Origin of the sequence: Aeromonas sp. s4 (assembly GCF_040907855.1) — a bacterium.
Taxonomy (GTDB): domain Bacteria; phylum Pseudomonadota; class Gammaproteobacteria; order Enterobacterales; family Aeromonadaceae; genus Aeromonas; species Aeromonas caviae.
Window position 1 is genome coordinate 70696 of the sequence record NZ_JBFOCP010000023.1, and the last position, 12863, is coordinate 83558.

The window sequence follows — 12863 nt, forward strand, 5'->3', positions numbered from 1 at the left end:
CGTTACTGGCTGCTGAAGAGCCTGGGCTGGGGAGTGGACTGCGCCGTCAGGGTCATGCGGCCCGAGGTTTCCAGCCAGCTCTTGATCTTTCTGGCATCGGCGACCCGTTCATCCGTGGTGTTGGCGTGAAGCAGCACCATGACCACGGGCTCGTTGTTGACCCGGGTTCCCATCACCAAGCAGCGCCCCGCCTCGCGGATATAACCGGTCTTGGAGACCAGAATGGGCCAGCTTCCTTCCCGTACCAGGCGGTTGGAGTTGAGGTAGTGCAGCTGGCGCTTGCCGTTGCGTACCAGACGCTGCTCGGAGGCGGTGTACTGGCGGATCAGCGGGTAGGTGGATGCGGCAGCAGCCAGTTTGGCGAGATCGTGTGCGGTGGAGACGTTGCGGGGGTTGAGCCCGGTGCTGTCGGCGAAATGGGTGCTCCACATGCCGAGCATGCGGGCCTTGGCATTCATTGCCTCGATAAAGGCCTTGCGGCCACCCGGGTAGTGCCGTCCCAAGGCGGAGGCGGCGCGGTTTTCCGACGACATCAGGGCGATGTGCAGCATGTCGGCGCGACTCAGACGCGAGCCTACCGCGAGGCGCGACCCCGTGCCCTTGAGTCTGTCCACGTCATCCATGGTGACGGTGAGGGTCTCGTTGAGGCGCTGATTGCCATCCAGTACCACCAGCGCTGTCATCAGCTTGGTGATGGAGGCGATGGACATCACCCGGTTGGCGTTGCGCTCTGCCAGTGTCTCGCCGGTTTTCGGGTTGACGACCACGTAGGCATCGGATCTCAGCGGCAGGTTGCTGCGGGGTTCGAGCAGGCTGTTGGTGGAAGAAGAGGTCGCAGAAAACGGGTTGGCATGGGCGCTTTCCATGCTGGCGGGAAGGAGGAAGGCGCCGAGCAGCAAGGGAAGAAAAGGACGAAGGTTCATGATTTGACTCTACTACGACTCACAGGGACATTTGGCTAAGTTATATGACGGTAATTGACGCTTCACAACGTCTGGTGGCCGGATATTTCCATTTTATGGGCCAGCGCACCTTGAAATCCCCCGCATCGGGGCTATTGGGCCCGATAAAGGGAGTCATAGAGGCCTGTCAGGCCATGGCAGACACGCCACTACGGGGGCGCACTATATGCTGGCGAGGGGCGAGATGACGACTCTTTTTGCACCTTTCGGCGCCTTGGGATGATGAAGGGGTCGTTAATGGCGACCATGGCGATAAAAACGGCGCCCGGCAGGGAAGATGGTCCGCTGCATTATCGCTGTTTTGCCCCGCTTCATCCTCCCATCATTCGCGCGGTCTGAATGGCCTGGATCAGTGCGGCCCGATTGATGCGGGGGCGCTCCTCGTCCAGCAACTGCTGCCAGAGGGCGATGGCCTGGGAGTAGCGGCCGTGCAGGAAGTGATCGGAGGCGAGCAGCATCAGGGCGCTCACCTCGCCCTTGTCCTGCTTGAGCGCACTATCGAGTAGGCTCAGCGCCTCCGGGGTGAGCTGCTGGCCCGCCTGGTAGTAGAGCACGGTAGCCTGAGCTGCTTGAGTCGCGGCGCTGGCACCCCCTTCTTGCAGGGCGAGGCGCTGGTAGGCGAGCAAGGCGTTGTCGTACTCGTCCCGATAGAGATAGAGCTGACCGAGCGCCGCCCAGCCGTCGAGATCGGCAGGGTTGGCTTGCAGGCGCTGGTGCAGGGCGCCCAGCTCCTTGTCCTGCAGATCCCGCGGGCTCAATCCCGCCAGCGGATCGGGGCTCGATTGATAAGCCTGCCACGCCTGATAGCGGCCGGTGCCGGCATAAATGCTGGCCATCAGCGCCAGCAGCAGGGTCCCAAGCAGTATCCAGGAGCGCAGCCAGAGCTGCGGACGGGCGGTGCGGTCCTTGGCCAGCCGCTCGCGCAGGGCCTGCTCGGCGGTTGGGGTGGCGTTGGCGAGGTGGGCCAGCTCCAGCTCCCGGTAGAGGCGGCTGTGGGGGGCAAGCCCCGCCTGCTGCTCGGCCATGATCAGCCGGTTCAGCTCGGCCCTGGGGTCGTGAGCGAGCGCCCCCTCGGCTCTGTTGCCGACAAGCGGCACCCGCGCCGGTTGCCGGCGATGCAGGCTCCTGCGCAGGCGATTGAGCGCCAGCAACAGCAAGAGGGCGGGGCCGCCCCACAGCAGCGCCGTGCTGCGCTTGAAGGGGGGATCGTAGCGCACGAAATCGCCGAAGCGCTCCGTCATGCGGGCGATCACCTGCTCATCAGACTGTCCCTCGTCCACCCAGCGGTAGACCTCAAGCCGCAGATCCCGGGCGATGGGGGAGTTGGACTCCACCAGGTTCTGGTTCTGGCACTGGGGGCAGCGCAGGGCGCGGGCCAGTTCCTGAGCGCGGGTCTGCCGCTCGGGGTGGTGAAACTCATAGGTGTCGACCCCGCTGGCAAGGGCCCCGAGGCTCAAGGCCAGCAAGAGCGGCGCGATCAGGGCGTGGCCGAGACGTCTCATGGCTTGCTCTCCTGCACTTGTCTCTCCACTTCTCTCTCTACTTCGGGCTGGCTGGCGATGTTGCTGCGGGCCTTTGCAAGCAGGGGGGCAAACTGGCGTTGCCAGACTTCCCGGGTGAGCAGGCCGGTATGGCGGGTCAGCAGGGTGCCGTCGCCGGCGAAGAGATAGGTCTCCGGCGTACCGTAGACGCCAAGCTCCAGCGCCAGTTTCCCTTCAGGGTCGGCCAGCACGGCGCGATAGGGGTTGCCCGCCTGGATAAGCCAGGCGTGGGCGGAATCTCCCTTGTCCCGGTAGTTGAGGCCATAGAGGGGCACGGCGCTGGCCAGCTCACCTAGCAGAGGATGCTCGGCGCGGCAGTTGGGGCACCAGCTGGCCCAGACGTTGAGCACGAAGGGCTCCCCCTTGAGCGCCGCGGTGTGGATGGGGGGGCCACCAAGCAGATCGTCACTCTGCCACGCGGGCAGGTTGCGCCCTGCGACGGCCTCATCCTGGCTGTAGGGGTTGTTGCCAAGGCCGAGCCAGAGCAGGGCGCCGAGCCCCAGGGTGAGCACGAGCGGCACGAACAGGCGCAAACGGGCGTTCATAAGGACTCCTGTTCAAGCCGAGGGCAGGGGGCGGTCGCTGCCGCAGGATGGGTAGCCAGTAGCGGCCGGCGGACGATCAGGCGCAGTGTGCCACCCGCTATCATCAACAGGCCACCGAGCCAGATCCAGCGCACCAGTGGCTTGTAGTGCAGCCTCATGGCATAGGCGCCTGGTCCCATCTTCTCGCCAAGCACCACGTAGAGATCGCCGAGCATTCCCCACGCGATGCCAGGCTCGTTCATGTTCATGGTGCGCACGCTGTAGTGACGCCGCTCCGGCGTCAGCCGCGCAACCTCTTTACCGTCCTTGTGCACGCTAAGCGTGATGCGCTCGGCGGTGTAGTTGGGGCCGATGATCGGCTCGCTCCCCTCATAGCGAAACGCGAAGGCGCCGAGCCGATAGGGTTGGCCTGCGGCGAGTACGGCGCCCCCCTCCTGACTGTGGTGACTCACCTGCGCAATGCCGAGGGCGCACACTGCCACCCCGAGGTGGGCCAGCAGGCTGCCGAACCGATTGAGGGTGAGCTCGCGCAGGGCGACCGGTTGCAAGAGCGGGAGCAGCAGGCTGGCCATCAGCCAGAGGCTCAGCACGTTGGCCGCAAGCCCCAGCCAGCTTGCCCGCAGCGGTTCGGGATAGGCGAGGCTCAGCAAGGTGCCCCCCAGCAGGCCGAACAGGCATGGGAGCAGTACCTTGATGCGGCGCTGGGCTGCCAGATGCTGCCAGCGCAGGCGCGGCAGCTGGGTCATCAGCGCCATCAGGCAGAGGGCCAGCGGCACGAAGATGGTATTGAAATAGGGGGCGCCCACCGAGAGCGAGCCCAGATGGAGCGACTGGAACACCATGGGGTAGAAGGTGCCGAGCAGCACGCTGGCGCAGGCCACGCAAAGCAGCAGGATGGCGGCGCCGAGCAGCCCCTCTTTTGACAGCAAGCCAAAGCGGGCATAGGGAGCGCGAATGTCCGCCCGCAGGGCAAACAGGGTGAGGGCGCAGGTCAATAGCAAACCGAGCAGCAACAAGAGGGTGAGGCCGCGGCTGGGGTCCACCGCAAAGGCGTGCACCGAGGTGAGCACCCCGGAGCGCACCACGAAGGTACCGAGCAGGCTTAAGGCAAAGGTAAAGATGGAGAGCAGCAACACGGCGTGGCCGTAAGCGCCGCGCTTCTCGCACACCACCAGGGCGTGCAGCAGGGCGGTGCCGAGCAGCCAGGGCAAGAGGGAGGCATTTTCCACCGGATCCCAGAACCACCAGCCGCCCCAGCCGAGCTCGTAATAGGCCCACCAGGAGCCCAGCACAATACCGGCGGTGAGAAAGACCCAGGAGCCGAGCGCCCAGGGGCGGCTCCAGTGGGCCACGGCGCCATCGAGCCGACCCGAGTGCAGCGCCGCCATGGCGAAGGCGAAGTTGACCGCAAAGCCGACGTAACCGAGATAGAGCAGGGGCGGGTGGATGATGAGGCCGATGTCCTGCAGCATGGGGTTGAGATCGCGCCCCTCCAGCGGCCCTGGGAACTGGCGGTCAAACGGGCTGGAGAAGATCAGGGTATAGAGGCCGAACAGCCCGACGATCAGCCCCATGATGGCCAATACCCGGGTTGTGATCAGCGGATCGACCCGTTTGGAGCAAAGGGCCACCAGCGCGCCCCACAGCCCCAGCGCAAAGACGAAAAAGAGCATGGAGCCCTCGTGGCCTCCCCACACCGCCGCCAGCTTGAAGCCAAGGGGCAGGGCGCTGTTGGCGTGCTGGGCCACATAGACCAGGGTGAAGTCATCTTGGCCAAAACAGCTGGCGAGCAGCAGCAGGGCGGCCACCAACAGGAGCGCGACCAGGAGGGCCAGCGGTGTTGCGCAGCCCAGCAGCGGGCGTGAGGCGAGCCGCAATCCCAGCCAGGGCAGGGTGCCTTGCAGCAGGGCGAGCCCGGTCGCCATCAACAGTGAGAGATAGCCGAGCTCCGCCAGCACACAACCTCCAGTCAATCATTCGTCTATGTTATGCCGCAGCGTCTGCACCGTACCGGCGCTGGGGGATAACATCCACATTTCTGGCAACAATCCATCGCAACAACTCATCGCAACAAATAAGCGCCAGTCACCCGAAGGGCGGCTGGCGCTTATCCCCAGCTTTCAATAACCGATTCACGATCCGTCGTGAGAGGTCGTCAGCAAGGTAAAGAGCAGCGCAGGAACCGGAGTGTATGTTAATACATGAGGATTCCGAGCAGCACATGAGCCTTGATCACGGCCTCGCAACAGGAGCGTGAACCGGTTTTTAAACTACCGTCATCTGGCCGGCATAAAGCACGAAGTAGCGCAGCAGCAGGATCCCCACCAGGGTCAGGCTGCAGACCAGTACCAGATAGCCGTTTTTGGCCCGCAGCGGCGCGGGGACCAGCAGGGCCAGCAACTGGGGCAGCAGCATGCCGATGCCCACCACCCCGAGCCAGAACACCTGAGCCCAGAAGCCGCTGCCGATGGCTGCCCACATGGCTGCCTCCTTCTGGCCGCCACCGAAGTAGAGGCCGGTAAAGAAGCAGACCAGCAGCAACACCTCCACCGCCAGCACCGGCCGCTCGAAGCGGTGGACAAAGCTCACCCCCTGGCTGTGATGGTTCTCCTTGAACAGGGTGACCGCCAGCAAGATGGTGGAAGCGATGCCGGAGCTGACGCCGGAGATGAGGAACAGCACCGGCAGCACAGGGTTGTTCAACAGCGGATAGGTCTTGAGCGCCGACAACAGAAAGCCGGTGTAGGCCCCCAAGAGCACGGCGAGCAGCAGCAAGAGCGGCGCCAGCAGCCGTTCGACGCGGGCAAGCCAAGCGATGAGATCATCCACAAAGGCGAACTTCTCTTGCAGCAGGTGACGGCGCAAGGTCTCGATCTCGGAGCGAAACACCACCGCCAGCCAGGCGAACAACACCGCCATGTAGACCTGGAACAGCATGACCCCCATCGACATCACGGAGTCGAACTGGTAGTGGAACATCAGCTTCCAGAAGGTCCAGGGGCGGGCCAGGTGGAAGATGAGGATCAGTAACCCCAGCACCACGCTCACCGGCGCCAGAATGGCGGTCGCCTTGATGATGCCGCTCTCGCTGCCGGCCCCCTTGCGGCGCAGCAGCACCGAGAGGGTGGTGGCCCCGGCGGAGATGCCGAGCAGAAAGAGATAGATGGCGATGGGCCAGTCCCACACCAGCGAGGAGAAGTGAAACGCCTCTTGCATCGTCATGACTTTATCTCCCCTTTGGGCACGCGGTACATCTTGGGCGAGGTGCCGAGTGCCTGCTTGTAGCGATAGGTGGTCTCCTTTACCAGCCGTTTGGCGATGGGGCTGTCCGGGTCATCCAGATTGCCGAACACCAGCGCCTTGGTGGGGCAGGATTCCACGCAGGCCGGCTCCTTGCCCGCCGCCAGGTTGGTCTTGCGGCAAAAGTCGCATTTATCGGCAACCTTGGTCACAGGGTTGATAAAGCGCACCTGATAGGGGCAGGCGGCCAGACAGTACATGCAGCCGACGCAGAGATCCGGGTTGACGTCGACGATGCCATCCTCCTTGCGGATATGGGAGGCACCGGTCGGGCAGACGTGCACGCAGGGGGCGTTGTCGCAGTGCTGGCAGGACTTGCGAAAGAAGTGGTACTCGGCATCGGGGAAGGTGCCGATGGGGCCGGAGCGGATGATCTCGAGGCGCGAGACCCCCTCTGGCACCTGATTCACCTCCCGGCAGGCATCCATGCAGGCGGTACAGCCGATACAGGCCGTCTCGTCGTGGAGCATGCCAAAGCGTACCCCGTCGATGGTCTGGCTGTGGGCGAGGGGGGTGGCAAGGGAGCGAGTCGGCCCTGTCATCATGATGAGGGCCCCCGCACTCATCCCCGCCATGAAGTGACGGCGAGAGCAGCTCATGGTGCCTCCTTGCCCGAGGTGGTGTTCGCCTTGGCCGCCTTGACGACCTCATGCTGCTTGCTGTGGCAGTCGACGCAGAGCTTGATGCGGGACTTCTCCGGAATCGCCACCATGGGCTCCTTGGCCGGGTGCAGCTGGTGGCAGCTGGTGCAGGTGAGCTTGGTGGCGTGCACGTCGTGGGCCCAGAGCGCCTCGCGCAGCACTTTGGGCTCGTGACAGCTCATGCAGACCCCGTTCTGCTCGGCGATGGGGTAGCGCTCGGTACTCTGTTTGTCCTTGAAGCTGTCGCTAAAGCGCATCACATCCTTGACCCCTTCCCGGTGTTTGGGGGAGGGCTGACCATGGCAGTTGGTGCAGGTGACCGGCGCCAGGTTGTTGGGGTTGGTCGCCTGACCGTGCTTGCCGTGCATGCCTTCGACCTGCTCCTTGTGGCAGTCGGTGCAGGCCTTGTCGGCACTGCGCAGAAATTCCACTTCATGTGTAGTCGGTGCCGGGGCGGTTGCCGCATCGGCCGCCTGGCCCTGCAGGCTGGTGAGCAGCATGGCTGCCATCAGCATCAGTCGTAAGAAATCCATTGTTAAATCACCCATAGGAAGCCTCCATCCGGCTGCGGGCCCGACACTGCGGGCCCGCATGCCTCGTCATTGTGCGAGCCGTCCGGCCGCTTTGGCCTCGGCATCCCAGGCGGGGACAGTGGTCTTGAGGAACTGGGCCTTGTCGCTGTTCATCTGCTGCATGTCCATGCCAAGAGCGGCCTGGGCCTTCTCCTTGCTGGAGATGTCAGGAATGGCGATCTCGTGGCTGATCCCCTTGGCGGCCAGCAGGCGTGCCAGCTTGGTGCGGGCGTCGGCGGCCTTGTCCAGGGCGGTTCCCAGCATGCGCAGCGCCACTTCCGGGGCGTGCATCTGCACCCCGTGGGAGGCGATGGAGAAGTCCCAGCGCCATTGGGCGTGACGGATGTCCTGCAGAATGTCCTTCATCTCGGCCTCGGTGGCGCCGGCATCCCAGGCGGCCTTGGCTTCAAAGTGGGCGTGCACCAGCTGCTTCTCGACTTTGAGCTTGATTTCGGTGACGGCGTCCTTGCGCTGCTTGACCACCCCTTGCAGCATCTCCTTGCTCTGGGTGTGGCAGTTGCGGCAGGTCTGGTCGAAGCGATCAAAGGGGTTGCCTACCTTGTGGTCGGTGTAGACCTTGCCTTGCTCGTTCTGCACCTTGGGCATGTGGCAGTCGACGCAGGCGACGTTGTTCTGGCCGTGAATGCCGGCGCGCCAGGTCTCGTACTCGGGGTGCTGGGCTTTGAGCATGGGGGTCTTGGAGAGGGCATGGGTCCAGTCGGCAAAGCCTATTTCATCGTAATACTGCTCCATCTGCTCCACTGTGGTGCCCTTGTCCCAGGGGAATTTCACCGCCTTGGTGGGGCCGCTGAAGTAGTACTCCACGTGGCACTGGCCGCACACCTGAGACTGCTGATCGAAGCGCCCCTGCTCCTTGAACGGCTTGCCGATGGCGGTCATGGCCCGTTCGGCATAGGGACGGGAGAGGTGCAGGGCGGGTTTCCCCTCCTTGAACTCTTTCGAGGCGGTGTCGTGGCAGTCGGCGCAGCCGATGGCGTTGACGATTTCCGGTCCGCCTTTTGCCCACATCCCCTTGAAGTAGCCGTCCTCACCCTTCTCGTCGATGACGCGGGCCACGTCCGGGCCTTTGCAGCTCCAGCAGGCCATGGGCAGCGGACCGTCTTCGGCGGTCTTGGGGGCGCCGGTGCGCAGGGTTTCCCGCACGTCGGTCAGGGCATAGAAGTGGCCGCGCGGCTTGTTGTAATCCTTGGAGAAGGGGTAGCCGGCCCAGAGCACCACCATCTGCGGATCTTCCGCCAGGGCGTCGGTGCGCTCGCGGCTCCCGCTGGTGCCTTTCCAGCTGGTGAACTGATCGGCGTGATCCTTGGCGAACAGCTCGCTGCGCGCCTCGATCTTGCCCTTGGGGGCACTGTCGTCTGCCTGTGCCAGACTGCCTGCACCCAGCAGGGCGGTCAGCAGCAGGGCCGCCAGCCCTGGTCGAAATAGCTTGTCATATGAACCCACGGTCATCACTCCCAGATAAAAGTCCATGTCGGGCCTGACCGTTCCATCTTGGTGTGGACATCTGTGCTCATCATCGACGGGCATGGCAGGCCGATCCATTGTTATGGCTGCATATAAATCGGTGTTTATGCAATTGCTCGGGGGAATAATACCAAATGGGTAAAATGGATAATTATTTATCCCCGTGGGAGTTGCGCTAGATCAATTGAGGGGGGTGAGGGATGCCAAAAGTGCGATCCAGGTGGAATTATTGAACCTCATCCGAGGGTTATTTCCACCAGTTCTCTTTTGATGAAAATAGGTAAAATCGATGTTCATCATACTGGCGAGGAGGGCTGGGCGAGAGGCGGCGGAGAGATACACCGCATGCAGAGAGAGAATAAACTGCTGATATTGAATTTAAATTCAATATTAAGCTTGCGAAGGGGTGAGGGGGAGGCTTCGGTTTTCCATCACCATGGTCCCTGTCAAGGGACTTTGTGACAGAAGCTGTCGTAGAAATGGGTGCCAAGAGAGCCATCTGTTTTCAGGAAAGGAAATATAAGGGCTTTATTCCTGCATATTCGCGGCTTGATAGCGTCTTATTGAATTTAATAGGACGGTTGGCGGCATTTACTTTCGATATTTTCGAAAATGACGAAGGGTTATAGGGGGTGATTGACGGTAAAATAGCCGCCTGTCACGGAGACTTTCCCTTTACGCTTCATGTGCTGGGAAGTCTGTGTTTACCCGTTGGAGGATATATGGCCGAGCTGCGAATCGATAAACCGACTCTTATTGCCAAGGTGGAGGGCGCCGTGTTTGTGATGGATGCGGACGGCTCTTTGCGCCGAGCCACCCCTGGCATGCAATTGGAGCCCGGGATGCGCCTGCTCACCGAATCCGACGGACAGGTGGAGCTGGCGGAGGCTGGCAGCGAACGCCCCGAGCCCACCCAGCCCGAGGCGGTACTGCCCGCCGGTGCCGATGCCGAGCTGGCGAGCCTCCAGGAGGCGATCCGCCAGGGGGCAGATCCGACCAAATTGTTTGAAGAGACGGCGGCGGGCAACGCCGGGGCCGGTACCACTGGTGGCGTGGTCGGCTCCAGCGCCGGCGGTTTCGTGGTGGTGGATCTCAACAGTGAGTACACCCTGGCCGAGGCGGGGTTTGACACCGGCCATGAGGCGCGTCAGCCGGGCGACGAGCTGCTCTATGCCGAAGATCAGGATCTGCTGGCGGCCATCACCATCACTGAGCCCCAGACCGACGACAACATCATCAATGCCGACGAGGCGACCGGCGTCATCATCCGCGGCTTTGTCGAGGATGTGGAAGTCGGCCAGACCGTCACCGTCACCCTGATAGATCAGGATGGCAACCGCCTGACCACCACCACAGTGGTGCTGCCCGGCTTCGTCTGGGAGGCAAACTTCGGCGACGTCACCGGCAAACTGGTGGACGGCCCCCTGACCATCCAGGCCGATACCCAGGACGCGGCTGGCAACCGGGCCAGCGACACCGGCCAGACCCTGCTCGACACCATCACCACCATTACCCTGGATTTGGCGGACGAGAGCGACACCGGCACCAGCCAGACCGATGATCTGACCCGCGACACCACACCACTTCTGCAAGGGAAGGGGGAGCCTGGCGCTACCGTTACCCTGACCCTGGAAGGCAAGGTGATGGCCGTGCTCACCGTGGATGGCAACGGCAACTGGCAATATCAGATCCCCGATACCCTGGCCGATGGCGCCCATGATTTTCGCGTCGATGCGGTGGACATCGCGGGCAACCGGGCCAGTGACACCCTGACGGTGACGGTGGATACCCGTGCCGCCATCGACATCGACGATCTCGATACCGACAGCATTCTCGGCCATGACAAGGTCACCCTGAGCGGCAGTACCACGGACGTGGAGGCGGGGCAGCGGGTGACCATCACCCTGGTTGGCCAGAATGGCCAGACCCTCTTCAGCGGCAGTGCCCTGGTGGGCAGTGACGGCCGCTGGCAACTGGGAGGCCTGGATCTCTCCAGCATCCAGGGCCCCTACGAGGTACGCGCCGAGGTGACGGATCTGGCGGGCAACCGGGTGATCGACGGGGCTCCTCTCATCGGTCAGAGCGATACCCTGACCCTCTCCGAGGCGGATCTCGCCAAGGGGCCGGTGAGTGCCGCCGGATCCCTGCACACCGGAGCCGGGCTTGATGGCAACCTGCAGGTGAGTTTTGCCGCCGATCAAGGTGCCCTCAATCAGCTTGGCTTGACCAGCCACGGGACGGCGCTCGCCTACCAGGTCAGCGGCCAGACTCTCACCGCCAGCGTAGGGGGCGTGACCGTCTTCACCCTGACCCTGGCCAACGACGGCAGCTATCGTATCGTCTGGAACCAGAGCCTGGATCACGGCCAGGATAGCCTGAGCCTGCCCTTTGCCCTGGAGTACCGCGACAGCGACGGGGATCTGGTGAGCGCCAATCTCACCGTCAACCTGGTGGACAGCACACCGCCGGACTTCACCATCGCCCCCATCAGCCTCACGGAGGATGATTTCACCAATCCGGCGGCGGTGGTGGGACAGAGCCAGTTCGTGGTGGGCCATCAGTCCGATCCCTTGGTGGCAACAAGTGCCGTCTTCGCGGATCAGAGTGCAACCCTGGCCCGTCTCAACGGCAGCGGTATCAGCAGCGACGGCCACGCCTTGACCTTCGAATTCACCGGTGATCGCCTGCTGACGGGTTATTACCTGGATGGCAATGGCAAGCGGGTCGAGGTGCTGAAGGCCGAGCTGACCGCCAGCCAACATGGCAGTGATATCGACGGCAATGTCACCGTCTCCCTCAATGGGCCTCTGGACCATCAGGGCAGCGACCAGCTCTCCCTCGGGCTCACCGTTTCCGCCAAGGAAATAGATGGCGACGAGACCCGCGCCGATCTGGTTGTCTCCATCAGCGACGGTGTGGATCCCCGCCTTGGCAACGACAGCGGGGTCACCTTGCAGGAAGGGGCCTCTGGCCAGACCCTGGATGGCCAGCTGCCGGTGAGCGTGGGCAGCGATCGCCTGGTGTCGCTCAACTTCGAGGCGAGCCAGCCCGGCCTGAATGGCCTCACCAGCGGCGGCCAGCCGACCCACTATCAGGTCAACGGCAACGTCATCACCCTGCTGGATGCGGGTGGCAAGACCATTCTGACCGTGACCCTGGGGCTGGATGGGAAGTACCAGGTGGCGCTCGACGGTGTGCTGGATCAACCGGTCAGCACCAACAGCGTCAACTTGGGGCTGCAGGTGCAAGGCACCGATTTTGACGGGGACAAGAGCAACCTTGGCACCCTCAATATTCATATCACCGACGGCGTGCTGCCCCAGGTCGACCCCGTCTCCCTCACCCTGGTGGAGGACAGCGACTGGGGCGCGGCCCAGACCCTCACCGGGGATCTGGCCATCACCGCCGGGGCCGACCCTCTGGTCAACATCGCATTCAATGCCAGCCAGCCCGGCCTGCAGGGGCTCACCAGCGGCGGCCAGCCCGTGGTCATCACCATCAGCGGCAACAGCATCAGCGGCGCCGTCAACGGCCAGAACGTCTTCACGTTGACGCTGGATCAGAACGGTCACTACGTCTTCACCCTGAACCAGCCGCTGGATCAGGGGAGTGCAGACAGTCTGCTCAAGGCGGGCTTTACCCTGACCGACAGTGACGGAGATAAAGTCTCCTCCACCCTGAGCGTGGCCATCGGCGACGGGGCCAATCCGGTCATCAGCGCCGTGACCGGCACCGAGATGACGGAGGCGAACCAGGGGGCGAAGGATGTGGTGAGCCACATGAGCTTCACCGTGAGCCACGGGGCTGATGCGCTCGA

At 63.3% G+C, this 12863-nt stretch carries 9 protein-coding genes; 1 reads left to right on the top strand and 8 read right to left on the bottom strand.

Going from position 1 to position 12863, the window contains the following annotated elements; translation table 11 throughout:
• Positions 1–2: 2 nt before the first annotated feature.
• From AB5Y89_RS06370 to nrfA, 8 genes are all read right to left on the bottom strand, one after another.
• On the bottom strand, positions 3–923 hold the full coding sequence (locus tag AB5Y89_RS06370) for a serine hydrolase (RefSeq protein ID WP_029314613.1): 921 nt from the start codon (positions 921–923) through the stop codon (positions 3–5).
• Between the two features lie 350 nt (positions 924–1273).
• Positions 1274–2464, bottom strand: coding sequence for a heme lyase NrfEFG subunit NrfF (nrfF, locus tag AB5Y89_RS06375; RefSeq protein WP_368223157.1), 1191 nt, complete (start codon positions 2462–2464; stop codon positions 1274–1276).
• Positions 2461–3048, bottom strand: coding sequence for a DsbE family thiol:disulfide interchange protein (locus tag AB5Y89_RS06380; RefSeq protein WP_368223159.1), 588 nt, complete (start codon positions 3046–3048; stop codon positions 2461–2463). Before AB5Y89_RS06380 ends, nrfF begins: the two co-directional genes overlap by 4 nt.
• Complete coding sequence (gene nrfE / locus AB5Y89_RS06385; RefSeq protein WP_368223161.1) at positions 3045–5006, bottom strand: heme lyase NrfEFG subunit NrfE; 1962 nt, start codon at positions 5004–5006, stop codon at positions 3045–3047. The genes AB5Y89_RS06380 and nrfE overlap by 4 nt, the downstream gene beginning before the upstream one ends.
• Positions 5007–5313: 307 nt before the next feature.
• Positions 5314–6270: a cytochrome c nitrite reductase subunit NrfD gene (gene nrfD, locus AB5Y89_RS06390; protein ID WP_368223163.1), complete on the bottom strand. Its 957-nt coding sequence runs from the start codon at positions 6268–6270 to the stop codon at positions 5314–5316.
• Positions 6267–6947 (bottom strand): 4Fe-4S dicluster domain-containing protein, encoded by a 681-nt coding sequence (locus tag AB5Y89_RS06395; RefSeq protein ID WP_039041283.1) that lies wholly within the window; start codon positions 6945–6947, stop codon positions 6267–6269. The genes nrfD and AB5Y89_RS06395 overlap by 4 nt, the downstream gene beginning before the upstream one ends.
• A complete protein-coding gene (nrfB, locus tag AB5Y89_RS06400; RefSeq protein WP_368223165.1) occupies positions 6944–7537 on the bottom strand; it encodes a cytochrome c nitrite reductase pentaheme subunit in 594 nt (197 codons plus the stop codon). Before nrfB ends, AB5Y89_RS06395 begins: the two co-directional genes overlap by 4 nt.
• 51 nt (positions 7538–7588) lie before the next feature.
• Positions 7589–9031, bottom strand: a complete 1443-nt coding sequence (gene nrfA / locus AB5Y89_RS06405) for an ammonia-forming nitrite reductase cytochrome c552 subunit (RefSeq protein ID WP_368223171.1) — start codon at positions 9029–9031, stop codon at positions 7589–7591.
• 737 nt (positions 9032–9768) lie between these two features.
• Between nrfA and AB5Y89_RS06410 the strand changes: the two genes are divergently transcribed.
• A partial coding sequence (locus AB5Y89_RS06410; protein WP_368223167.1) for a retention module-containing protein occupies positions 9769–12863 on the top strand: 3095 nt, incomplete at its 3' end.

Coding starts and splice junctions, on each gene's coding strand:
- nrfB (WP_368223165.1), bottom strand. CDS start 7,537: ATGGGTGATTTAACAATGGATTTCTTACGACTGATGCTGATGGCAGCC.
- AB5Y89_RS06380 (WP_368223159.1), bottom strand. CDS start 3,048: ATGAACGCCCGTTTGCGCCTGTTCGTGCCGCTCGTGCTCACCCTGGGG.
- AB5Y89_RS06395 (WP_039041283.1), bottom strand. CDS start 6,947: ATGAGCTGCTCTCGCCGTCACTTCATGGCGGGGATGAGTGCGGGGGCC.
- AB5Y89_RS06370 (WP_029314613.1), bottom strand. CDS start 923: ATGAACCTTCGTCCTTTTCTTCCCTTGCTGCTCGGCGCCTTCCTCCTT.
- nrfD (WP_368223163.1), bottom strand. CDS start 6,270: ATGACGATGCAAGAGGCGTTTCACTTCTCCTCGCTGGTGTGGGACTGG.
- nrfF (WP_368223157.1), bottom strand. CDS start 2,464: ATGAGACGTCTCGGCCACGCCCTGATCGCGCCGCTCTTGCTGGCCTTG.
- nrfA (WP_368223171.1), bottom strand. CDS start 9,031: ATGACCGTGGGTTCATATGACAAGCTATTTCGACCAGGGCTGGCGGCC.